General features: G+C 35.8%; 19 protein-coding genes. 7 read left to right on the forward strand and 12 right to left on the reverse strand.

Annotation, left to right across the window (positions count from 1 at the left end; genetic code table 11):
- Positions 1–6: 6 nt before the first annotated feature.
- The 5 genes from OZP09_RS17335 (at position 7) to OZP09_RS17355 (ending at position 9,937) form a co-directional block, all read left to right on the forward strand.
- Positions 7–960, forward strand: a complete 954-nt coding sequence (locus tag OZP09_RS17335) for an AAA family ATPase (RefSeq protein ID WP_269234938.1) — start codon at positions 7–9, stop codon at positions 958–960.
- A gap of 412 nt (positions 961–1,372) precedes the next feature.
- Complete coding sequence (locus tag OZP09_RS17340; protein WP_269234939.1) at positions 1,373–4,138, forward strand: bifunctional aconitate hydratase 2/2-methylisocitrate dehydratase; 2,766 nt, start codon at positions 1,373–1,375, stop codon at positions 4,136–4,138.
- Positions 4,139–4,511: 373 nt separating this feature from the next.
- A complete protein-coding gene (locus OZP09_RS17345; RefSeq protein WP_281309729.1) occupies positions 4,512–6,776 on the forward strand; it encodes an aconitate hydratase in 2,265 nt (754 codons plus the stop codon).
- 379 nt (positions 6,777–7,155) lie between these two features.
- On the forward strand, positions 7,156–8,274 hold the full coding sequence (locus OZP09_RS17350) for a C40 family peptidase (protein WP_269234940.1): 1,119 nt from the start codon (positions 7,156–7,158) through the stop codon (positions 8,272–8,274).
- A gap of 253 nt (positions 8,275–8,527) precedes the next feature.
- The gene (locus tag OZP09_RS17355; RefSeq protein WP_281309730.1) at positions 8,528–9,937 is read left to right on the forward strand and encodes an APC family permease; all 1,410 of its coding nucleotides are present in this window, start codon (positions 8,528–8,530) and stop codon (positions 9,935–9,937) included.
- A 68-nt stretch (positions 9,938–10,005) separates the two neighbouring features.
- Here OZP09_RS17355 and OZP09_RS17360 read toward each other — a convergent pair whose 3' ends face one another.
- The 6 genes from OZP09_RS17360 to kdpB form a co-directional block, all read right to left on the reverse strand.
- The gene (locus OZP09_RS17360) at positions 10,006–10,767 is read right to left on the reverse strand and encodes a phosphatase PAP2 family protein (protein ID WP_269234941.1); all 762 of its coding nucleotides are present in this window, start codon (positions 10,765–10,767) and stop codon (positions 10,006–10,008) included.
- Between the two features lie 146 nt (positions 10,768–10,913).
- On the reverse strand, positions 10,914–12,629 hold the full coding sequence (locus tag OZP09_RS17365; RefSeq protein WP_281309731.1) for a sensor histidine kinase: 1,716 nt from the start codon (positions 12,627–12,629) through the stop codon (positions 10,914–10,916).
- 214 nt (positions 12,630–12,843) lie between these two features.
- Positions 12,844–13,965, reverse strand: coding sequence for a sensor protein KdpD (locus tag OZP09_RS17370; protein ID WP_281309732.1), 1,122 nt, complete (start codon positions 13,963–13,965; stop codon positions 12,844–12,846).
- Between the two features lie 78 nt (positions 13,966–14,043).
- A complete protein-coding gene (locus OZP09_RS17375; RefSeq protein ID WP_269234942.1) occupies positions 14,044–15,120 on the reverse strand; it encodes a porin in 1,077 nt (358 codons plus the stop codon).
- Positions 15,121–15,511: 391 nt separating this feature from the next.
- On the reverse strand, positions 15,512–16,063 hold the full coding sequence (locus tag OZP09_RS17380; protein WP_269234943.1) for a K(+)-transporting ATPase subunit C: 552 nt from the start codon (positions 16,061–16,063) through the stop codon (positions 15,512–15,514).
- A gap of 112 nt (positions 16,064–16,175) precedes the next feature.
- Positions 16,176–18,233, reverse strand: a complete 2,058-nt coding sequence (gene kdpB, locus OZP09_RS17385) for a potassium-transporting ATPase subunit KdpB (RefSeq protein WP_269234944.1) — start codon at positions 18,231–18,233, stop codon at positions 16,176–16,178.
- A gap of 92 nt (positions 18,234–18,325) precedes the next feature.
- Between kdpB and OZP09_RS17390 the strand changes: the two genes are divergently transcribed.
- Positions 18,326–18,667, forward strand: a complete 342-nt coding sequence (locus OZP09_RS17390; RefSeq protein ID WP_269234945.1) for a four helix bundle protein — start codon at positions 18,326–18,328, stop codon at positions 18,665–18,667.
- 93 nt (positions 18,668–18,760) lie between these two features.
- On the opposite strand, the gene kdpA is transcribed toward OZP09_RS17390, so the two are convergent.
- From kdpA to OZP09_RS17410, 4 genes are all read right to left on the reverse strand, one after another.
- Complete coding sequence (gene kdpA, locus OZP09_RS17395) at positions 18,761–20,479, reverse strand: potassium-transporting ATPase subunit KdpA (RefSeq protein WP_269234946.1); 1,719 nt, start codon at positions 20,477–20,479, stop codon at positions 18,761–18,763.
- Between the two features lie 56 nt (positions 20,480–20,535).
- Complete coding sequence (gene kdpF / locus OZP09_RS17400; RefSeq protein ID WP_269237904.1) at positions 20,536–20,613, reverse strand: K(+)-transporting ATPase subunit F; 78 nt, start codon at positions 20,611–20,613, stop codon at positions 20,536–20,538.
- Between the two features lie 145 nt (positions 20,614–20,758).
- The gene (locus OZP09_RS17405; RefSeq protein WP_281309733.1) at positions 20,759–21,040 is read right to left on the reverse strand and encodes a DUF7674 family protein; all 282 of its coding nucleotides are present in this window, start codon (positions 21,038–21,040) and stop codon (positions 20,759–20,761) included.
- Between the two features lie 269 nt (positions 21,041–21,309).
- On the reverse strand, positions 21,310–22,650 hold the full coding sequence (locus OZP09_RS17410; protein ID WP_269234947.1) for a sigma-54-dependent transcriptional regulator: 1,341 nt from the start codon (positions 22,648–22,650) through the stop codon (positions 21,310–21,312).
- A 175-nt stretch (positions 22,651–22,825) separates the two neighbouring features.
- On the opposite strand from OZP09_RS17410, the gene OZP09_RS17415 reads away from it, so the two are divergent.
- Positions 22,826–23,836, forward strand: coding sequence for an LLM class flavin-dependent oxidoreductase (locus OZP09_RS17415; protein ID WP_269234948.1), 1,011 nt, complete (start codon positions 22,826–22,828; stop codon positions 23,834–23,836).
- Between the two features lie 47 nt (positions 23,837–23,883).
- Here the strand turns inward: OZP09_RS17415 and OZP09_RS17420 are convergent, their stop codons facing one another.
- Both OZP09_RS17420 and OZP09_RS17425 read right to left on the reverse strand, forming a co-directional pair.
- Complete coding sequence (locus tag OZP09_RS17420; protein ID WP_269234949.1) at positions 23,884–24,384, reverse strand: pyridoxamine 5'-phosphate oxidase family protein; 501 nt, start codon at positions 24,382–24,384, stop codon at positions 23,884–23,886.
- Between the two features lie 18 nt (positions 24,385–24,402).
- Complete coding sequence (locus OZP09_RS17425; RefSeq protein ID WP_025571934.1) at positions 24,403–24,777, reverse strand: SpoIIAA family protein; 375 nt, start codon at positions 24,775–24,777, stop codon at positions 24,403–24,405.
- Between the last annotated feature and the right edge of the window lie 65 nt (positions 24,778–24,842).

Raw genomic sequence — 24,842 nt, forward strand, 5'->3', positions numbered from 1 at the left:
TCATAAATGTCTGACGTAGCAGCAATTCATAATTTAGTTCAAAAAAGAAACGAATTAAAAACCGAGATAGCAAAAATCATTGTAGGGCAGGATGCCGTTGTAGATCAAATTTTACTTTGCATATTTTCAGGAGGACACGCACTTTTAATTGGGGTTCCTGGTTTGGCGAAAACTTTAATGATTAATACTTTGTCTCAGGCTTTGGGGCTGGATTTTAAAAGAATTCAGTTTACACCGGATTTAATGCCTTCGGATATTTTAGGAAGTGAAATTCTGGATGAAAACCGACAGTTTAAGTTTATCAAAGGACCGATTTTTTCCAACATCATTCTAGCTGATGAGATCAACAGAACTCCACCAAAAACTCAGGCTGCATTATTAGAAGCAATGCAGGAACGGTCTGTAACAATTGCTGGGCATAACTATAAATTAGATTTACCTTATTTTGTATTGGCGACCCAAAACCCAATTGAGCAGGAAGGAACATATCCTTTACCGGAAGCTCAGTTAGACCGTTTTATGTTTGCTATAAAATTAGAATATCCAACATTCGAAGAAGAAGTTCAGGTTGTTAAACAAACTACTTCAGATGTGAAAACTAAAATAAATCCGTTGTTTACAGCTCAGGAGATAATAGACTTCCAGCATTTGATCCGTAGAATTCCAGTAGCAGATAATGTCATTGAATATGCAGTGACACTTGTTAGTAAAACACGTCCTGATAATAGCCTGACTAATGATTTTGTTAAAAATTATCTGGATTGGGGAGCAGGCCCAAGAGCTTCTCAAAATTTAATTTTAGCAGCCAAAGCACATGCTGCTTTTAACGGCAAATTTTCACCCGATATTGAAGATGTAAAAGCAGTGGCAACCGGAATCTTACGTCACAGGATTATCAAAAATTATAAAGCAGATGCAGAAGGAATTACAGAAGAAGTAATTATCCAGAAGTTGATGTAAGTAAGATTTAGATTGCATTACTAGCCATGCTGACCAAATCAGTTTGGCTTTTTTGTATGTGAAAATTTCGGATTTTAAATAAGTAGTTTTACTTATAAGAAGAAGCTGGTGATTAAAACTATAACGTTATAAATACTTATTTAGAAGATTTCTTCTTTAAAATAGAAGTGAAAACTGATTTTCTTTATAACATTAAATTTTTACTTTGTTAAAGAAAAGTTTTTAAATTATTGATAATTTATTTTTCGATCCGAAAAATGATTTTTTATCAGTTTTTAAGGCTGATAATTGTTTTTTTGCAATAATAATTTTTAAAAAAGCGCCATACATTATATTTTTTTTAATTCTCAGCTTTAATTCCTAAATTTGCGTGCAAAAAAAATAAAAATACCTATTTATAAAGACTTCTATTATGAATATTTACAAGGATTACATTCAAGAGATTGAAGAAAGAAAAGCCCAGGGTCTTCATCCGAAGCCTATTGATGGTGCGGAATTACTAAGCGAAATCATTGCGCAAATTAAAGATTTAAATAATGAACACAGAGAGGACTCTCTTAAGTTTTTTATTTACAACACTTTGCCTGGGACCACCAGTGCAGCAGGTGAGAAAGCTAAGTTTTTAAAAGAAATCATTCTTGGTGAATCTGAAGTAAAAGAAATTACACCTGCTTTTGCCTTCGAATTATTGTCACATATGAAAGGGGGACCTTCTATTGAAGTACTTCTTGATTTAGCTTTAGGTAGTGATACTGTAATTGCTAAACAAGCGGCTGAAGTTTTAAAAACTCAGGTTTATTTATATGATGCTGATACAGCTCGCTTAGCACAAGCTTACAGCGCTGGTAACACAATTGCAAAAGAAATTTTAGAAAGCTACGCAAAAGCTGAATTTTTTACAAAATTACCAGAAGTTGCTGAAGAAATTAAAGTGGTTACTTACATCGCTGCAGAAGGGGATATCTCTACTGATTTATTATCTCCAGGTAACCAGGCACACTCTCGTTCTGACCGTGAATTACATGGAAAATGTATGATCACTCCTGAAGCTCAGGCAGAAATTAAAGCATTGCAGGCACAGTATCCAGATGCTTCGGTTATGTTAATCGCTGAAAAAGGAACAATGGGAGTTGGATCTTCTCGTATGTCAGGTGTGAACAACGTGGCATTATGGACAGGTAAACAAGCATCTCCGTACATTCCTTTCGTGAACATTGCTCCAATCGTAGCAGGTACTAACGGAATTTCACCAATCTTCTTAACTACTGTTGACGTGACGGGTGGTATCGGTATCGACTTACAAAACTGGGTAAAGAAAACAGATGCAGAAGGAAACGTAGTTCGTAACGAAGCTGGTGATCCTGTTTTAGAAGAAGTTTATTCTGTAGCTACTGGAACTGTATTGACAATCAATACAAAAACTAAAAAATTATACAACGGTGAGAAAGAATTAAAAGATATTTCTAAATCTTTCACTCCTCAAAAATTAGAGTTTATCAAAGCGGGTGGATCTTATGCTATCGTTTTTGGTAAAAAAATCCAAACATTTGCTGCGCAAGCTTTAGGAGTTACTGCTCCAACAGTATTTGCACCAGCTAAAGAAGTTTCTATAGAAGGTCAGGGATTAACTGCTGTTGAAAAAATCTTCAACAAAAATGCAGTTGGTGTAACTCCAGGTAAAACATTACATGCAGGATCAGACGTACGTGTGAAAGTTAATATCGTAGGTTCCCAGGATACTACAGGTTTGATGACTGCTCAGGAATTAGAGTCGATGGCTGCTACAGTTATTTCTCCAATTGTTGATGGTGCTTACCAGTCAGGATGTCACACGGCTTCAGTTTGGGACAAAAAAGCGCAAGCTAATATTCCTAAATTAATGAAGTTCATGAATGATTTCGGTGTTATTACAGCTAGAGATCCTAAAGGGGAATATCATTCAATGACGGACGTTATTCATAAAGTGTTAAATGATATTACAATTGATGAGTGGGCAATTATCATCGGTGGAGATTCACATACACGTATGTCTAAAGGGGTTGCTTTCGGTGCCGATTCAGGAACTGTAGCTTTAGCTTTAGCAACAGGTGAAGCTTCTATGCCAATTCCGGAATCTGTAAAAGTTACTTTTAAAGGAGAGATGAAACAACACATGGATTTCCGTGATGTAGTTCATGCGACGCAATCTCAAATGTTGAAGCAATTTGATGGTGAGAACGTTTTCCAGGGACGTATTATTGAGGTTCATATCGGAACTTTATTAGCTGACCAGGCGTTTACATTTACAGACTGGACAGCAGAAATGAAAGCGAAAGCTTCTATCTGTATTTCTCAGGACCAAACATTAATTCAATCCTTAGAAATTGCTAAGTCTCGTATCCAAATCATGATTGATAAAGGTATGGACAACAAAAACCAGGTTTTACAAGGTTTAATTGATAAAGCAAACAAGCGTATCGAGGAAATTAAAACAGGTGCTAAACCAGCATTAACTCCGGATGATAATGCAAAATACTATGCTGAAGTTGTTATCGATTTAGATTTAATCGAAGAACCAATGATTGCTGACCCAGACGTTAACAATGTTGATGTTTCTAAACGTTATACACACGATACCATTCGCGAATTATCTTTCTATGGAACAGATAAAAAAGTAGATTTAGGTTTCGTAGGTTCTTGTATGGTTCATAAAGACGATTTAAAAATTGTTTCTCAAATGTTACGTAATGTAGAAAAACAAAATGGGGAAGTTAAATTCAACGCACCTTTAGTAGTTGCAGCTCCTACATATAACATCATCGACGAATTAAAAGCTGAAGGTGATTGGGAAATGTTACAAAAATATTCAGGTTTCGAATTCTCAGATGCCTTACCTAAATCTACAGCACGTACAGAATACGAAAACATTATGTATTTAGAGCGTCCTGGTTGTAACTTATGTATGGGTAACCAGGAAAAAGCTGAAAAAGGAGATACTGTATTAGCTACTTCAACTCGTTTGTTCCAGGGACGTGTAGTAGAGGATAGAGAGGGTAAAAAAGGAGAATCTTTATTAGCATCAACACCAGTAGTTGTACTTTCTGCAATTTTAGGAAGAATGCCATCTATCGGAGAGTATAAAGCTGCTGTTGAAGGTATCAACTTAACAAAATTCAAACCAATCTCTACTAAATTATAATAGTAGCAACTTCATAATTTTTAAACGAGGCAATCTAGTAATAGGTTGCCTTTTTTTTTGTTATATTTTGGACTGGTTATTTGCGTGTAATATTCATTCTTTCTTCACTGCGGGTTAAACGCTTGTTATCACTGCTTGATTACCGTTGGATTACTGTTGGATGATTTTTTAAATCAAATTTTTAAGTTGGAGGTGTCAATTATAATAGGTTATTCTAAAAGCTAAATAATTATATTAGATTGATTTTCAATTTATTCCCTTTCAATAAAAATAGAATAGTTTTAAATAATAGTATTAACAATTATTTTAGCATAAACCATAATAAAATCCTTAAATTTAAGCTGATTTACACTAACATAATTAATATATAACTATGGCTTTTGATATTGAAATGATTAAAAAAGTGTATGACAACATGCCTGCCCGTGTTGATGCAGCACGTCAGATTGTTGGTCGTCCACTTACTTTAACAGAGAAAATTTTGTATAACCACCTTTGGGATGGAAATCCAACCAAAGCTTTTGGAAGAGGAGTTGATTATGTTGACTTCGCACCGGATCGAGTAGCCTGTCAGGATGCAACGGCACAAATGGCCTTATTGCAGTTTATGCATGCTGGTAAATCAAAAGTTGCAGTTCCTACAACGGTTCACTGTGATCACCTGATTCAGGCAAAAGTAGATGCTGCTACCGATTTGGCCAGGGCAAAAACACAAAGTAATGAAGTTTTCGATTTCCTATCGTCAGTTTCTAATAAATACGGAATCGGTTTCTGGAAACCCGGAGCCGGAATCATTCATCAGGTAGTACTTGAAAATTATGCGTTCCCGGGCGGAATGATGATTGGTACCGATTCTCATACTGTAAATGCTGGAGGTTTAGGAATGGTAGCGATTGGTGTCGGCGGTGCTGATGCTGTAGATGTTATGTCTGGAATGGCGTGGGAATTGAAATTTCCTAAATTAATTGGAGTTAAACTAACCGGTAAGTTATCAGGCTGGACAGCTCCAAAAGATGTGATTCTTAAAGTTGCCGGTATTCTGACTGTAAAAGGAGGAACAGGTGCTATCGTAGAATATTTTGGCGAAGGCGCAACAGCTATGTCTTGCACCGGTAAAGGTACCATTTGTAACATGGGAGCTGAAATTGGAGCTACAACTTCAACTTTTGGTTACGATGATTCTATGAGCCGTTATCTGCGTTCTACAAACAGAGCAGATGTTGCTGATGCTGCAGATAAAATAGCTTCTTACTTAACAGGGGATCCGGAAGTTTACGCTAATCCTGAAAAATATTTTGATCAGGTTATCGAAATCAATTTATCAGAATTAGAGCCGCACTTAAACGGTCCTTTTACTCCTGATTTAGCGACTCCAATTTCTAAGATGAAAGAAGAGGCCATCAAAAATAATTGGCCATTGCAAATACAGGTTGGTTTAATTGGTTCTTGTACCAACTCATCCTATGAAGATATTTCCCGTGCAGCTTCTTTAGCCAGACAGGTTGCTGAGAAAAACTTAAAAACAAAAGCAGAATTTACAATCACTCCGGGGTCTGAAGTCGTCCGTTCTACAATCGAAAGAGACGGATTTATTGATACTTTTCATAAAATTGGAGCAACAGTTTTTGCCAACGCTTGTGGACCATGTATCGGTATGTGGGACAGGGAAGGAGCAGAGAAAGAAGAAAGAAATACAATCGTTCATTCTTTCAACCGTAACTTCTCAAAACGTGCAGACGGTAATCCGAATACTTTGGCTTTCGTAGGTTCTCCTGAATTGGTAACGGCTTTGGCTATTGCCGGTGATTTAGGTTTCAATCCATTAACAGATAAATTAATCAACGAAGAAGGTGAAGAAGTAATGCTTGATGAGCCAACTGGAGACGAATTGCCGGAAAAAGGTTTCTATGCCGAAGACCCAGGATTCCAGGCTCCGGCTGAAGACGGTTCTGCAGTTCAGGTTGTAGTGAGCCCTACTTCAGAACGTTTGCAATTGTTAGCTCCTTTTGATGCCTGGGATGGTCAAAATATTACTGGTGCTAAATTACTAATCAAAGCATTCGGAAAGTGTACAACAGACCACATTTCTATGGCCGGACCGTGGTTGCGTTTCCGTGGACACTTAGATAATATCTCAAACAACATGCTGATTGGTGCTGTAAATGCATTCAACCAAAAAACAAACTCAGTTAAAAATCAATTGACAGGGCAATATGATGCCGTTCCAGCGGTTGCCCGTGCCTACAAAGCAGCAGGAGTTCCGTCTATCGTTGTGGGAGATCACAATTATGGAGAAGGTTCTTCTCGTGAACATGCGGCAATGGAACCTCGTTTTTTAGGTGTCAAAGCGGTATTGGTGAAATCTTTTGCCCGTATCCACGAAACTAACCTTAAAAAACAAGGCCTTTTAGGATTAACTTTCGCTAACGAAGAAGATTACGATAAAATTCAGGAAAACGATACAATCAATTTTACTGATTTAACGGAATTCGCTCCGGGAAAACCATTAACATTGGAATTTGTTCATGCTGATGGTTCAAAAGATATAATTTTAGCAAACCATACGTACAATGAAGGTCAGATTGGGTGGTTCGTTGCTGGTTCTGCATTAAACTTAATTGCTGCCGGAAAAGCTTAATCTTAAAATTTGATATTAGTTAAGGACGCTCTGTGAACAGGGCGTTTTTTATTTGTAGCTATTCCGGCTGTACGTTTTATCTTTTGTCCCGATAGTTATCGGGACAAAAGGATGCTCCTTCCATCCGGGCTAGAGTTCCCATTTTCACTACAATTTTTATTTAAATTTTATGATTTTACTAAAAAGGGTAACTCACACAAAAACTTTGAATTAGATTCAAAAATATTTTCAGGTTTCTAATTTAAAATAAATTTGTTGTTAAAAAAGGTGTGTTTTTTACTTTAAAAAGTTAAATTCGCATTTTTGGTAATAAAACTTTCTTTTTTGAGTTTAAAATTAAGAAGGGATAGTAGTATAGAAAATTAAAATTCCCCAAATAATGATTTTCAGATTTGTCTTTATATTTTTGCTTTTTTCAGTAAGTGCTTTTTCTCAGGATAATTACATCAGGCATACCATTTCAAAAGGTGATAACCTTTACAATATTGCTAAAAAATACGGTGTTAAGCCAAAAGATATCGCAAACGCCAATCCCGATGCGCCGAAAATTTTAAAATTAAATTCGGTTTTAGTAATTCCCAATTCTAATTCATCTCAGGAAATAAAATCCAATCAAGACGTTGCTCAGACAAATCCCGGTACTCATGAGGTTTTGGCAAAAGAAACACTTTGGGGAATATCAAAAAAATATAAAGTCTCTGTTGAAGATCTGAAAAAAGCCAATCCTTCATTAGAAACGGAAGGGCTTAAAATTGGAAAACAGATTGTCATTCCTTCCAACGGGAATTCAGTAGTGCAGCAGCCGATTGAAAATGCTCCATCAGAATTGGTTGAAGTTTCAAGGGAAGTTATGCCAAAAGAAACAAAATACGCCATCGCGAGGGAATTCGGAATCACCGTAGCTGAATTAGAAAGGCAAAACCCTGAAATCAAAAATAAACTACCTATTGGTTATCAGCTAAAAATTCTTGCTTCCAAAGAAAAAGCAAATAACCTGCAGGCTTCAAAGACTAGTCAGGAAACAACAAACACTGTAAACTCTTCAGTTGTTGCAACAAATGATACATCTGTTAAGAAAGATTCCTCTACAGTAATAAAAGTTAGTAATTATCCAGAGTTAGTTGATCAGCTGATCGTAAGTGCTACTGAAAACATTGGTACGCGTTATCGCTCAGGAGGTACTACAAAAGCAGGTTTTGATTGCTCAGGACTAATGTATTGTACTTTTGGTAATTTTGATATTAAGCTGCCGAGAAGCTCTATAGAACAATCCAGAGTTGGTACAAAAGTCAATCCCGAAGAAGCCCAAAAAGGGGATTTAATTTTCTTTAAGACCAACGGAAGAAGCCGAATCAATCATGTTGGAATGGTTGTAGAAGTTGTTGATGAAGAAATTAAATTCGTTCATTCCTCAACTCATGGAGGGGTTATCATTTCTTCAACCAAAGAGCCTTATTACGAAAGAACTTTTTCGCAGGTAAACCGTGTTTTGGAATAAGTCTTTCAATTTTATAATTACAATAAGCCACTTCAAAATTTTTACCCTTCACAAAACTGGTTTTCGTCAAAACTTAAGCCTTAAATTGTCACTACTTAAAAAAAATATAAGCGAATTGCTTTTGTTTAATTCTTTTTATTCTCTTGTGAATTTAAATGTAATTTGTCCTTTGTTTTTTACCTTAACAATCTAAACTGTCTTATTAAAAGGTTTCTAAAAAAAGTATATCTTTAACCAACCAAAAACCAAAAAAATGCAGGAAAACAACCAGGAAAATTTTAAAAGAGAACTCGGATTATTAGACGGAACCATGCTTGTGGTAGGTTCTATGATCGGCTCCGGAATATTTATTGTGAGTGCTGACATTGCCAGACAAGTAGGTTCAGCAGGATGGCTGACATTAATCTGGTTAATTTCAGGATTAATTACCATTATTGCCGCTGTAAGTTATGGTGAGCTTAGTGCCATGTTCCCAAAAGCCGGAGGACAATATGTGTATCTGAAAGAAGCATATAATAAATTAATCGCCTTTTTGTACGGATGGAGCTTTTTTGCCGTGATTCAGACCGGTACAATTGCTGCTGTTGGTGTCGCTTTCTCAAAATTTGCGGCTTATCTTTATGAACCTCTAAGTGATGAAAATATATTATTTGAATTAGGCGATTTTAAACTCAATGCGGCGCAAATCGTATCTATTGTTACTATAGTTTTGCTAACATATATTAATAGTAGAGGTGTAAAAAACGGAAAAGTTCTTCAGACTGTTCTTACTATTATTAAGATACTATCCTTACTCGGTTTAATCGTTTTCGGATTAACGCTTGCCGCAAAAGCTTCTGTTTGGGATGCTAATTGGGCGGATGCCTGGACACCTCATACTTATGATGCAGAAAAAGGTTCATGGCTTCCTATTAGTGGAGAAGCTTTGATTACAGGTATTTCTGCAGCAATGGTAGGCTCGTTATTTTCAAGCGATGCCTGGGTGGGTGTAACTTTTATTGCAGGAGAAATTAAAAATCCGAAACGTAACGTAGGCTTGAGTTTGTTTCTGGGAACATTTATCGTTACTATTATTTACGTGTTGACAAACCTGATGTATCTTGCGGTAGTTCCGATGAATGAAATCGCAACAGCAAAATCAGACAGGGTAGCAGTAGTGGCTTCTCAGTATATTTTTGGTGATATTGGAACTTTAGTTATTGCCATTATGATTATGATTTCAACTTTTGCCTGTAACAACGGATTGATTATGGCGGGTGCCAGAGTGTATTATACGATGGCAAAGGATGGTTTGTTCTTTAAAAAAGCGGCTGTACTAAATGAATTTAGTGTTCCTTCATGGGCACTTTGGGCGCAGTGTATCTGGGCTTCTGCTTTATGTCTTACCGGAAAATACGGGGCTTTGCTGGACTTTGTAATTATTATCGTTTTGATTTTTTACATCCTGACAATCTACGGTATTTTTATATTACGCAAAAAAATGCCGGATGCTGACAGACCATACAAAGCATTTGGATATCCGTTTTTACCATTGCTTTACATCGTTTTGGCATCGGCGATCAGTGTTTCTTTACTGATTACAAAATTTTCAACTTGTGGTTGGGGAATTTTAATTATGCTGATTGGTATTCCTGTTTATTATTTGACAAAACCAAAAGAATAGAACTTTTCAAAATTCAAAAAAAATGCCTTGCTAAAAACAAGGCATTTTTTAAAGTATATATTTGAAGTTTAAAATACTTTAACGAAACCTAACCCATATTGCTGGCCATTATAAAAAGGCATGATTATCGATGTCGATTTGTTTTCAGAAGAGGATTTAAAAAGTTTTTTAGTGATATATGGATTAATCCAGTACGCAATTTTTGTACTCAGAATTCCAATTCCCGCTCCGGCAGCCACATCTGTCAGCCAATGGCGATTGTTGTAAATTCTAAAAAGGCCTGTTCCTGTTGCTACGGCATAACCTGCAATTCCGTACCAAATGGATTTGTCTTTGTATTCCTGCCATAAAAATTCAGCTCCGGCAAAAGCAGTAGCCGTATGCCCGGAAGGAAAAGAATTGTTCGAACTTCCGTCTGGTCTTTCTTCATGAACAATCGACTTTAAGCTTAAAACAGTTGTGGCCATGATTGCGTAGGACGTCACAAATATTACGGAACGATCCCGCATATTATTTTTTCCTTTTACGCCAAAAGCATTCAACGCGTAGACGGAAGCTGCAGGTGCGTATAGTGAGAAATCGTCAATAGTGATTTTCTCGTCAATATCTTCGGTCACTTCTTTTTTGATTTGCGAATTAAAACTCAAAAGCTGATCACTTTCTAAACCAATTACGCCATAACCAATTAACACAGATGGAATAATTAATTGCTTGTAATTGAATTTTAAATGTGAAGAAGTGCTGTCAATTTTTGTAATAGAATCATTTTGCTGTGCATTTGCAGAAAATAATCCGAATAGAAATACCAGAGAAATAGTTTTATAAAACATTTTCGTTGTCATTATATATTGCAAAGATAACGAGCGATTTACCAAACTATTTTTGACTTAATTCAACCTTAAGAGAATATTAATTGATTCAATATCAATATCAATAACAAAAATCAATATCAATTAAAAAAGACAGCAATTCTTGGTTATACTTTAAGCGTAAACCAAAACGTACTTCCTAATCCCAAATTACTCTCAACACCAACACTTCCATTCTGCGCTTCAATAAATTCTTTGCTAATCGCTAAACCCAATCCCGTTCCAGATTTTGGACTCCCCGGAATCTGAAAATATTTATCGAAAACTTTGTCTTTGTATCTGGCATCAATTCCTTTTCCGGTATCAATTACCTGAAAAACGATCTGATTGTTTTCTTCTTTTAATTTAATCAGAATAGTACTTTTTTCAGATGAATAACGAATTGCATTTGATAAATAATTAATCAAAACCCAGCCTGTTTTTTCATTGTCGGCTTTAACGTCTTTTAGGTTTTCATCAGCATCAATAATTAACTGAATCTGCTTTTGATCTGCCTGAACTTTTACGGCTTCAACGGCATAATTCACAATTGCATATGGATTACTTTTTTCAATATTCAGCTGAATATTTCCCGTTTCTAATTGTGATAAATTCAGTAATTCGCCCGTGATTTTCAGTAATCGCTGACTATCATCTTTAATACTTTCAACCAGTTGTTTTTGGTCGTCGTTCATTTCGCCCGTTTTAGTATTTTCAAGCAATTGCAGACTTAATTTTATAGAGGCTATAGGCGTTTTTAATTCGTGCGAAACTGTGGCGATAAAATTGGTTTTGGCAAAATCAAGTTCTTTAAAAAGCGTGATATTTCGCAGGATAATCACATCGCCAATGTTGATTTCTTTTTCTTCGCCTGTTGGAGTTATGGTGATACTGTGAATCTCCTTTTCGAAATAACTTTCTTTTCCGTGAGCAAAAATTTTGAGAGGCTGTTTTTTCGGGGTTTCATCTTCTTTTAGAATTAAAGAACGAATTAAATCATTCGAAACCGCCAATTCAGATGTTAGTTTTCCAATAATATCTTCTGATTTCAAACCGACAATTTTCAGCGCTTCATCATTCGCAAACAAAACAATTCCTTCGTTGTCCAAACCAATAATTGGATCGTTCATATTATTGATAAGCGTTTCCAAACGTTTTTTCTCAAAAAGAAGTTTATACACATTGCTGTCATGATATTCTTCCAGTTTTTGCGCCATGGTATTAAACGATTTGGCAAGATCCCCAAATTCACTGTGACTGGTAAAATGAACACGCTCTGAATAATTTTTATTAGCAATTTCCTTAATGCTAAAAGTTAATTCCTTAATCGGATTCGCAATGTTATTTGGAAGATTAACCAATAAATTAAAAGCAATCAAAAAGCACAAAGTCCCGACAATTGCAATAGAGAAATTGGATGTTTCTGCCGTTTTTTTAGCAATGTCACTTTTCTGTTTGATGGCATCCAGATTGATCTTCATAATCGAAAAAATGTCCTGACGAATCTGAGCCTTTGCGGTTTCATCAGTATTATTTTTAGCTAAAAGGGCAAAACTTTTTTTCAGTTTTTCGGTCGCTTGTTTTTCGCCTGGCTCCGTAATATTTTGAGTTTGCTTCTCTAGATTTTTTTCAAAATTCTGAATTGTCTGTTTCGAACCTAATTTAATTTCATCCAAAGCAGAAATCATATTTCGTGAATATTCCAGCGTATTGTAATTGGATTTCAGAATATTCTCGGTATCCTGCTTAATTAAGAAAACAGAATAAGCACTCAATAACGAGAGAATGATGATCATTAAAAATAATAATCCAACACCCAGATTCAATTTGGTTTTAATTCTCATTTTATAAAAACATTTAATTTTTTTTGAACCACATAAGTTATATAAGGAAATATTAGTTTTTTTAACCGCGAAGAGCGCAAAGGTTTACGCAAAGTTCGCTAGGTCGCAAAGTTTTTTAATCTTAGCGTGCTTTGCGAAATCTTAGCGTCTTTGCGGTTAAACTTCAAGATTCTAATTTAAATGAACTTATATAACTTATATGGTTTAAAACTTTTTAAGACAGTATGACAAGATCAACGTTTGATAAAGAAAGTTTGTTTAGCAGGCGCCTGAAAATTGTTGTAGACAAAATTACTTTAAATAAATTCAAATGCGGTTTTCCGATGCAGACAGTTGTAATTTTTTTTTCTTCTACAGTTGTCAGGATTGCATTAGCAATATTTTCGTTTTCTAATTTTATCACTTCGGCGCCCAATTGTACAGCGAGTTTAAAGTTATTAATTAAATGCCGTTGTTTGTCGAGTGCAATTCTAGTTGTGCTTTCTTTGGGCGTTTCCACATATAATACATACCAGATTCCGTTGTAATAACTCGCCAGACGCGCTGCTTTTCTGATTACAATTTTAGCCGTTTTATCATTACTACTAATACAGGCTAAAAGTTTTTCATGTCGTAAAACATGAAGCTGAGGTACTTCATTTTCTACTTTCCGCACCACCTGACTTGCAACTTCCTTCAATGCCAATTCCCGCAATTGTAGAATTTGTTCCGATTTAAAGAAATTTGCTAAAGCGGTCTGAATTTTATCGGCTGTATAAATTTTACCTTCCTTTAAACGTGCAATCAAATCTTCCGAAGTCAAATCGATATTCACGACTTCATCCGCCAGACGCAAAACATTATCCGGAATTCTTTCCTGAACATCAATTCCTGTAATTCGTTTTACATCTTCGTTTAAACTCTCAATATGTTGAATATTCACAGCCGAAATAACATTAATTCCAGCTTCGAGAATTTCCAGAACATCCTGCCAGCGCTTTTCGTTTTTGCTACCTTCAATATTGGTATGCGCCAGTTCATCGACAATAACCACTTCCGGACGCAGATTGATAATGGCCTGAACGTCGAGTTCTTCAAGTTCCTTGCCTTTATAAAAAATGGTTCGCCTCGGAATAATCGGCAGACCAGTTAATAATTCATGCGTTTCTTTCCGATTATGCGTTTCGATATAACCAATTTTCACATCGATTCCGTTTCGCAATAACGAATGCGCTTCCTGTAGCATACGGAAAGTTTTGCCCACACCGGCACTCATCCCAATGTAGATTTTAAATTTTCCCTTTCGTGATTTCTGAATCAAATCGAGAAAGTGCTGTGCGTTATTTTCGTTTTCCATGTTTTGAGGGTAAGAAGTTTTCTGTAAAATGTGAAATGTATTCGACCATTTTGCATTTTACAGAAATCATTTTACATATTAAAAACTAATCGCCAAAGAAGTCGTTACAAATGTATTCGAGTCTGTTGGCTGATTGTTTTTTGTGAAAATTTCATCTTTACTCGAAAGATTTCTGGCTTCGATTCTAAACATAACATTATCAGAAACTAAGTAATCAAAGTTAGCTGAAAATCCGTACGTTTTAAATCCGTTTGGAGTTTCTGTTGCGATGATAACATCTTTTTCGTCGCTGTAATATTCGCCACGCATAGCAAGCTGAATTTTATCTGTCGGCTTGTATTGCAAAATCACAATTGGCGAAAACCAAATATCGTATTTATTACTGTCTTTAGCCGATTGCTGTGAGCCAATATCAAAACCAGCCGTAATATTTGTTTTCTCGTTCAACTTAAATTGCCCGTAAAAATCATTAAAATAACGCCATTTTTTATCGATATCTGGTTGTTCGTTTCCAGCATACGTACTCCAGTTCAAAGTCACTTTATCCGAAGGTTTAAAAGTAACCTGCGTTCCAAAAGCCGGAGTCTGATTGCCTTCTACTTTCTGAATTCTCTGCCAGCCATTCAAATACATTCCGGCCAAATACCATTTTCCAGATTCAGAAGTGTAGCCAATTTTTACGCCCGCTTCATAATAAGGTGAATTTTCGGCAAGAATACTACGCGTAAGCGTTGCACAATCTTTTCCAATCGCACTTTCAAAACCAATATGCGAAGGCATAATTCCGGCGTCAATCCATAAATTATGATTTTTCGAAATCTTTACACCAACATTTGCTTCATAAATATTTTTCAATAAATCCTGTTCTGCCGACATATTATACTCGGCATAAGTTCCTGCCATCAAGGCAAAATTCCCGCGGATATTGTCTTTAGCATAATTCACTTTTGCCATTCCAAGGTTGAGGTTGACCTCATTACTTTTATTATAACTATACAAAAATCCCGGACGCGTATGATTTTCAGGTTTTGCAAAATCATAACTGTAATAAACATCAACATATCCCGAAAACGTAAATGGACTTTTAGATGCTGACTGTGCGTGTAAATTGCTAAAACCAAAAGCGATTAAAGCAGTAAGTATTATTTTTTTCATATGTCATTGCGAGGAACGAAGCAATCTCATCCTCTTAATTAAATTAATATTTAGTAGATTTTTTAGGAGCTAATCCCGCTATCCGTTTCAATCTTTTGGGCGGAACCCCCGCCCAAAAGGATTTCCACTACTATCGGGGCTAGGGCATTTGGGGTAAAAAGGCGTTCTAGTTCCCGCAAGGTTTCCAAAACCTTGTAGGTATTATTTTAAATTGCAGTTTCGATTCAATTTCGTTTTGTTTGTCATTTCGACGAAGGAGAAATCGCACTAGTCTGTCACTAAAGATTGTCAAGTTTCGAGTGCGATTTCTCCTTCGTCGAAATGACAAAAATGTGTGTAAAGCTTCGTCAAACCCGACAGGTTTTAGAAACCTGTCGGGTTTAAAAACGTATTACTTTAACTGATCCAAAGCAATATTCAACTCCAAAACATTAACAGTTTCAGGGCCAACAACCGCAGTATTAATTTTAGATTCTACCAAAGTTTTTACTTTAGCTTCATCCAATTTTCTTTCCTTAGCAATACGTTTTACCTGAATCAAAGCGCTTTGAGGAGAAATATTCGGATCCAATCCGCTTCCTGAAGCTGTTACCATATCAGCTGGAATTTCAGATTTCTTCAAATACGGATGAACGACTAAAAAAGTATCAATTCGTTTCTGAACCAAAGCCAGATATTCAGCGTTGCTCGGGCCTTTGTTGCTTCCGGCACTTCCCGCCGCATTGTAATCAACAGCCGAAGGTCTTCCCCAGAAATAATTAGATTTATCGAACTTCTGTCCGATTTTTTGATAACCAACGACTTTTCCGTTAACAGAAATCGTTTCGCCTTTTCCTTGATTTGGAGCCAATTGTGCAACTCCATAAATAGATAAGGGATAAATAACCGCAAACAGAATTAAAGTCACTACGGTAAGTTTTAGTATAGAAAATATATTTTTCATTTTTTGTTTATGTAAAATGTTAGAAGTGAAATGTTAGATGTAAAAAGTGATTTGTAAATTGTTGTCTGTGTTTTTTGATTTCGTCATTTTACATTTTACAAATCACATTTCACTAAATAAAAAGCGCTACAACTAAATCAATCAATTTAATTCCGATAAAAGGAACAATCAAACCGCCAAGTCCATAAATCAAAAGATTTCGTTTTAAAATCGCACTCGCTCCAATCGGACGATATTCGACACCTTTCAGCGCAAGCGGAATCAAAATCGGAATGATAATCGCATTAAAAATCACCGCCGATAAAATCGCACTTTCCGGACTATGTAAATGCATAATATTTAAACCTTGAAGTGCTGGAATTGCAGTGATGAAAAGTGCCGGAACAATCGCAAAATACTTAGCAACGTCATTCGCGATGGAGAAAGTAGTTAAGGTTCCGCGTGTCATTAAAAGCTGTTTTCCAATTTCGACAATCTCAATAAGTTTTGTTGGATCATTATCTAAATCGACCATGTTTCCGGCTTCTTTGGCCGCCTGCGTTCCGCTGTTCATGGCAACACCAACATTGGCTTGGGCAAGGGCAGGAGCGTCATTTGTTCCGTCACCCATCATAGCAACGAGACGTCCTTCAGCTTGTTCTTTGCGGATGTAATTCATTTTATCTTCCGGTTTTGCTTCGGCAATAAAATCATCAACACCAGCTTTCTCGGCAATAAATTTCGCAGTTAACGGATTATCTCCCGTAACCATAACCGTTTTGATTCCCATTCGGCGTAATCGCTCAAAACGCTCTTTCATTCCGGTTTTAATAATATCCTGCAATTCGATAACACCTTGAATTTGATTGTTTTTAAGAACAACCAATGGCGTTCCTCCGTTAGACGAAATGGTAATAACTTGTTGCGCTGTATCTTCAGGAAAATGATTTCCGGCTTGTTCTGCGATTTTCTTCGCAGCATCTTGCGCACCTTTACGAATGTTGGTTCCGTCTTTTAAAATCACACCCGAAGTTCTGGTTTCAGCAGTAAATTTTATAGTTTGTGAAATGTTTTCTGTAAATTGTGAAATGTCTGATTCCATTTTACTATTCACATCTAACATCTTACTTAGTTCCAAAATACTTTTTCCTTCCGGCGTATCATCAGCAAGTGAACTTAAAACAGCTGATTTCACAAAATCGTCAAAAGCAATTCCTTTTGTCGGATAAAAATTGGTTGCTTTTCTGTTTCCAATTGTGATAGTCCCGGTTTTATCCAAAAGCAAAACATCAATATCTCCGGCAGTTTCAACTGCTTTTCCTGATTTGGTAATTACGTTGGCACGCAAAGCTCTGTCCATTCCCGCAATTCCGATAGCAGAAAGTAATCCGCCGATTGTAGTCGGAATCAAACAAACGAAAAGAGAGATAAAAGCAGCAATTGTAATGGGCGCATTTGCATAATCAGCAAACGGTTTCAATGTCACGCAGACTATGATAAAGATTAACGTAAATGCCGCTAAAAGAATCGTTAGCGCAATTTCGTTTGGCGTTTTCTGACGGCTAGCACCTTCAACCAAAGCAATCATTTTATCCAAAAAACTTTCTCCAGGTTCTGAAGTTACTTTTACTTTGATTTTATCCGATAAGACTTTTGTTCCTCCTGTTACAGAAGATTTGTCTCCTCCTGCTTCACGAATTACAGGAGCACTTTCTCCTGTAATGGCACTTTCGTCAATCGTTGCCAAACCTTCTATAATTTCACCATCGGCAGCAATTAAATCACCCGCTTCGCAAATGAAAATATCGTCTTTTTTAAGTTGGGAAGAACTGATACTTTTGATTTCTCCGTTTGGCAGAATCTGTCTTGCCGGAGTTTCTTCACGTGTTTTTCTTAAACTGTCGGCTTGTGCTTTTCCGCGTGCTTCTGCAATGGCTTCTGCGAAATTGGCAAACAAAAGCGTTGCGAGTAAGATTAAGAAAACAATTAAATTGTAAATAAAACTGCCCTGATCGTTTGCGCCCATCAGGATGGAAACACAAACCGCAAACATAATCGCAGTCCCGATTTCTACGGTAAACATTACCGGATTTTTAATCATCATTTTTGGATTCAGTTTCACAAAAGACTGCAGTAAAGCTTCTTTTACCTGCTGACTTTCAAACAATGATGTGGATTTATTAGTTGTCATTTTTTTCTTTATGTAAAATGTTAGATGTAAAACGTGAAAATTCCTACTTTTGTAAATAATTATTTACTTGAAAATATGAAACCACACAAAAATTGAATTCATGGATTAAAAGTTTCGAATTCGTTAAAGAAATTTATTTAGCTACAAAACAATTTCCTGCGGAGGAAAAATTTGGAATCACATCCCAAATCAGAAGAGCTTCAGTTTCTGTACCTGTAAACATAGCTGAAGGAGCAGCAAGAAAAGGAACAAAAGAATTTATCCATTTTTTACATATTTCACTAGGTTCTCTATCAGAACTTGATACTTTAATCTTGTTAAGTAAAGAGTTAGATTTTCTTAATGAAAAAGAATCCGAGCAATTAATTGGAAAATTAGATGTCATAGGAAAACTTATTTATGGATTAATTAAAAGTCTTGAAAACCGCTTGTAACTTTAGTGTAAGATTTAAAATGTGAGATGTAAAATGTAGAATTTATTTTTTTTGGATTTTAGGTTACTTTTCACATCTCACATTTTACATTTTTCACAATGTGAAATACTCTGCCAATGGGCCTAATGCCAATGCGGGAAAGAATGATAAAGCAGCAATAATCGCGATCACAGCAAAAATCATAATTCCGAAAATGGATGTGTCGGTTTTTAAAGTTCCTGCACTTTCTGGAATGTATTTTTTATTGGCCAATAAACCTGCAATTGCCAAAGGTCCGATGATCGGAATGAAACGGCTTAACAATAAAACAATTCCCGTAGTAATATTCCAAAACGGATTATTATCGCCTAAACCTTCAAAACCAGAACCGTTGTTGGCAGCGCTCGAAGTATATTCATATAACATTTCAGAGAATCCGTGGTTTCCGGGATTGTTAAGCCAACCCGTTGCATTTCCACTAAACCAGTAACCCATTGCAGTATCATTCGCAGCAAAATAAGAAGCCAAAGCTGTTCCTGCTAAAATCAATAAAGGATGAAGGATGGCAATAAAAGCTGCAATTTTGACTTCCCGAGCTTCGATTTTCTTTCCTAAAAATTCAGGAGTTCGTCCTACCATTAATCCAGAAATAAAGACTGCCAAAATAATGAAAATGTAAAAGTTGAGGTAACCAACACCGCATCCGCCATAGAAAGCATTAACCATCATCGCCAATAATTGCATAGCTCCCGAAATTGGCATCGCGCTATCGTGCATACTGTTTACAGAACCTGTAGAAATTACCGTTGTTGCAATACTCCAGAAACCTGAAATTGCGGGACCAAAACGAACTTCTTTTCCTTCCATTGCTCCGGTTGTCTGAGCAATTCCCATTTTTGTAATGGCTGGGTTTCCGTTAAGTTCTGATGAAATTGTTGGAATTACCAAGAGTAAAAATCCAACAGTCATTACACCAAAAATGATGTAAGAGAATTTCTTTTTGTTTAAGAAAAATCCAAGCGCAAAAATCATTGCAAATGGTACAATAAGTTGTGCCCAAAGTTCAACCGCATTTGTAAAATAAGTTGGATTTTCTAACGGATGCGTTGAGTTGGCACCAAAGAAACCACCGCCGTTTGTACCAATATGTTTAATTCCGATGAAAGCAGCAGCAGGTCCGCGGGAAACTTCTATCTGGTCGCCTTGTAAAGTGGTAATTGTATCTTTACCTTCAAAAGTCATTGGCGTTCCGCTGAAAACCAAAACAATAGCTACGATTGCAGAAAGCGGTAATAAAATACGAGTACAGCTTTTTACAAAATAGTTATAGAAATTGCCTAGTTTTTCTGTGGCTCTTTCTCGCATAGCGGTAAAAACCATTGCCGCCGCTGCGATTCCGACTCCGGCTGAAACGAATTGTAAAAACATTAAAACCAGTTGTGACAAGTAAGAAAGTCCACTTTCACCTGAATAATGCTGGAGATTACAGTTCACTAAAAACGAAATGGCCGTATTAAAAGCCAAATCAGGCGACATATTAGGGTTATTATCCGGATTTAAGAATAATGATCCTTGAAATAGTAACACAAAAAAGCAAAGAAAAAACCAAAGCATATTGATGCTTAAGAGTGCTTTTAGATGTTGTTTCCAGTTCATTTCCTCAGCTGGATTGATTCCGCTTATTTTAAAAATAAATTTTTCAAGCGGATTGAAAATCGGGTCGAGAAGTGTTTTATTTCCCAAGAAAACTTTAGCGATATATTTCCCGAAAGGAATTGCTAAAACTATTGTCAGGATAAAAATTCCAATGACTCCTATTAATTCTGTATTCATAATTTTGAGATTATTTTTTAAGATGTGAATGGATTTGAGAATCTGAACTTCTCAAATCAGAATTTTTCAGGTTTGATTAGTACGTAAACCAAATACAAGAAAACGGCGATGGAAACAATAAAGAGTGCTGTCATGATTTAGATGTTTTCAAAAAGTTCAATTGATTTAAAACAAATCGCAAAGAGTAGAACTGCCAGTGCGAGTAAAAGAAATGTGACCATAATTATTTTAGAATTTAGATTTCAGATTGTTGCAGAAAACGATTAAACGATTAAACTTTTATACTCCTGAAGTATTAACTTGTTTGATGTATTCTGCTTTGAGTGTCTGCGGAAAAAGATGCGAAATATTGCAGTGGCGCATTTCCATAAAAGACGAAACTGAGAAAATGTACACGTTTGAAATCGCATTTTTTGTTTCGATACTTCCGCTAACAAATAGGCGTTCAGCAAGAGCTAAACATTTTTTAGCCCGAACGATATTACCAGATATAATAGATTTTTTGGTAATTTCTGCGAACCGCTCAGCTTGTTTGTAGATCTTATTAACTTGATTTTTCATGAGAAGGAATTTTTATGTTCTTCCTCCTTATGCCAAAAGATGTTCCGAAAAAGTCAAGAGTTGTCTAAAGTGTTGTAGAATAAGAGATTATTGTTTTGTGCCAAGAATGAAGTACAAAAAAAGCCTATCAAAATGATAAGCTTTTTATTAAAACGATAAGGTTTTTATTCCTGCAAGGTTTTCAAAACCTTGTAGGTATCTATGTAAAAATTTAAATATTTTGATATTAATTAAACCTACAAGGTTTTGGAAACCTTGCAGGATGTAATCTATAGGTTGTACTCTTCAATTTTTCGATACAACGTCGCAATACCAATTTCTAATAATCTAGCCGTCTCCGCTTTATTCCCTTTGGTGTAATTTAAAACCTTCTGAATATGCAGTTTTTCAATACTCTGTATAGAAAAAGCCGACATAGATTTATTACTTTTTTCTTGTTGATGTTGCATTTCATAAGGCAAAACATCAGAAGTCAGTGTTTCGCTGTTACTTAAAATAACCGATCTTTCAATAATATTTTTGAGTTCACGGATATTTCCCGGCCAGGAATAATTTTCTAATTTCTGAATAAAATCATCTGAAATAGATAAAGTCTTTTTGTTTGTCTTTTCAGAAAATTGTTTGACGAAAAAATGAACCAAAAGCGGAATATCTTTTACTCTTTCTTTTAATGAAGGCAATTTTATTTCGAAAATATTCAGACGAAAATACAAGTCAGAACGGAAACGATGCGCTTCGCTTTCTTCTTTTAAATCTCTGTTTGTTGCTGCAATTAACCGGAAATTCGATTTTTTTGAAGTCGTATCACCAACCGGAATGTATTCGCTGGTTTCTAAAACGCGTAATAATTTTGCCTGAAGATCAATTGGCATTTCTCCAATTTCATCTAAGAATAAAGTCCCGCCATTTGCTTCTTCAATAAAACCTTTTTTATCTTTTAAAGCTCCCGTAAAAGCTCCTTGTTTGTGACCAAAAAGTTCGCTTTCCAGAATTTCCTTGCTGAAAGTACTGCAATTTAAGGCCACAAAAGATTTTCCTGCGCGATTGCTGTTTTCATGAATCGCCTGCGCAAAAACTTCTTTTCCGGTCCCGGTTTCTCCGGTTAATAAAACAGTCGAATCAGTTTTAGCAACTTTTTTAGCTAAATCTATAACTTGTTCAATTCCTTTTGATTTTCCGATAATGGTATCAAAAGAATATTTGTCACTGATACGTTTTTCAAGCTGTTGTACTTTTTTCTGTAGCTGAACTTTATCAACGGCTTTGTACAAAAGCGGAATAATTTTATCATTATCGTCGCCTTTGACGATATAATCAAAAGCCCCGTTTTTCATCGCCTGTACACCGTCAGGAATATTTCCGAAAGCAGTCAATAAAATAACTTCCGTTAAAGGAAAACTTCCTTTTATATTTTGAAGAAAATCAACACCGTTTCCATCAGGCAATTTCACATCACACAAAACGACATCAATATCCGTTTGTTCCAATTTCTTAAAACCTGATTTTAAATCTTTGGCTTCAAAAACTTCAAATCCTTCCGATTTTATAATTCGTGCCAAAAGACTTCTCAGTTTTTCTTCGTCGTCTATAATTAATATTTTGTGTGTCATTTATGGAAGTTGCTAAAATCAAATATTATTTTAGAAGTACAAATTTAGTTTTTAAATCATTTGCCTTTAGAATTCAAAATATAAATTTGGTTTCAAACATTATAAATCTATTAACACCGAAGAATTTAGCATTCGTAACAAATAAATTAATTTTGCAAAAAGATATTTATTTTACATGAAAAATCCAATTTCACTCTCCATATTAGAACTTGCTATTATCAATAATAACAGTAATGCAGCTGAAACATTAAATAAAACAAAAGAAATTGCCCAACTAACAGATCGTTTAGGTTATAAAAGGTTCTGGCTTGCTGAACACCACAATATGGCACATGTCGCCAGTACGGCAACAGTTGTCTTAATCGGTTATGTTGCCAGTCAGACACAAAATATCCGTGTTGGTTCTGGTGGAATTATGCTGCCGAATCATTCGCCATTAATCGTTGCAGAGCAATTTGGAACACTGGAAACTTTATATCCAGGCAGAATCGACTTAGGCTTGGGGAGAGCGCCAGGAACGGATCAGCCAACTGCAGAAGCTATTCGAAAAGATTTCTTCGAACAGGCTCAGCGTTTTCCACAAAACGTTTCTAAACTTCAGGAGTATTTTTCAGAGGAAAATGCGACGGCAAAAGTTCGTGCTTTTCCTGCCGAAGGAACAAAAGTACCAATCTGGATTTTAGGTTCTAGTATGGAAAGTGCTTCCTTAGCGGCTTCTTACGGGTTTCCGTATGCTTTTGCAGGGCATTTTGCACCTCGTCAGATGCTACAGGCTTTTGAGTTTTATCGCGACAATTTTCAGCCTTCAAAATTTCTGGATAAACCCAAAACCATGGCCTGCGTGAATATTATTGCTGCCGATACAGATGAAGAAGCCGAAAAATTATCGACAAGTTTGTACCAGATGTTTCTGAATTTAATTCGAAATGACCGAAAAGGGCTTCAGCCACCTGTTGATTCCCTTGATGATATTATGAGCGAAGAAGAACGTTTTCATGTCAATCAGATGACGGCATGTTCATTCGTGGGAGGTAAAAAGCAACTGGCAATAGATTTGAAAAAATTCATCGATTATTCCCGAATTGACGAGCTGATGATTACCAGTCCAATTTTCGACCATCAGGCGAAATTGAAAAGTCTGCAACTGACTAAAGAAGTACTTGATGAATTGAATTCTAATAGATAATGCTAGATTTAAATGCATAAAAAAGTGACTCAATCGAGTCACTTTTTTTATAGCTTTAATTTTCCTTCAACACCTATATCTGTGGTGTTTCCAAACAATGCTGATCCTGCCATTTTAAGCAATGAAATAACTTTTCCGTCTTTTGTGTCCCAGTAATAAGCATCCGATGGAGTCACTTTTATAACTGTAACGTTTGGGTCATTTTTGCCTTCTTCAAACCAGGCTTTGGCAACAGGCGTCCATAATTCGTCAATTATAGCCTGATCTTTGTATATCGACGCTGCACCGTATATCGAAATATATTGTGAGCTTGCATTGTTAGCAAAAAACAATTGAACCTGATTGTCTTTTAAAATTTCAAAATTCTTATTACTGTTTGCAGAACTAATAAACCACAAATTTCCTTCATCATCAATATCCTGAATATTCATTGGTCGTGATTGAAGAGGTGTTTTTGTTAATTCAGTTACAAAAATTCCTGTTTTAATTTCTTTTACTAATGAAATTATTTTTTCTACTGCTTCTTTATTATCTAAATCTTTATGCATAATATCTTTATTTATAGTTTAATCCAAGTCAATTTTTTCTGATGTCCAGTCTACGGCCAGCATATAATCTTCTTTTTTAAATCCTTTGAATTCTCCCGGCATAATTGTATTGAAAACTTTAGTGAAATTAATCATTCTCTGACAGTCTGTTACAATAGCAGCTCTTGTCCATTTTGTAATGTTTTTAAAACTTAGCAAAGATTCATGAAGCCACGCACCCAAAGCAAAATCAGTTGGAGAGTTGTCAAAAAATAATAAATAGTTTAGTTTTTGTGCTTCATCGATTAAAAGACGTACTTCTGATTTCACAAAATCAACATCGCCTTTCACTACGTGACCAGCTGTTTTAAAACCAATCATATTTTCTGGTAATTCCTTAATTTTTTCAATCATAACATTTAAATTTTGCAGGTTAAATTCATTTTTACAAAAATACCTGACTAGTGGGTTTCTGGGTT

The sequence above is a fragment of the Flavobacterium flavigenum genome, assembly GCF_027111255.2.
GTDB lineage: Bacteria > Bacteroidota > Bacteroidia > Flavobacteriales > Flavobacteriaceae > Flavobacterium > Flavobacterium flavigenum.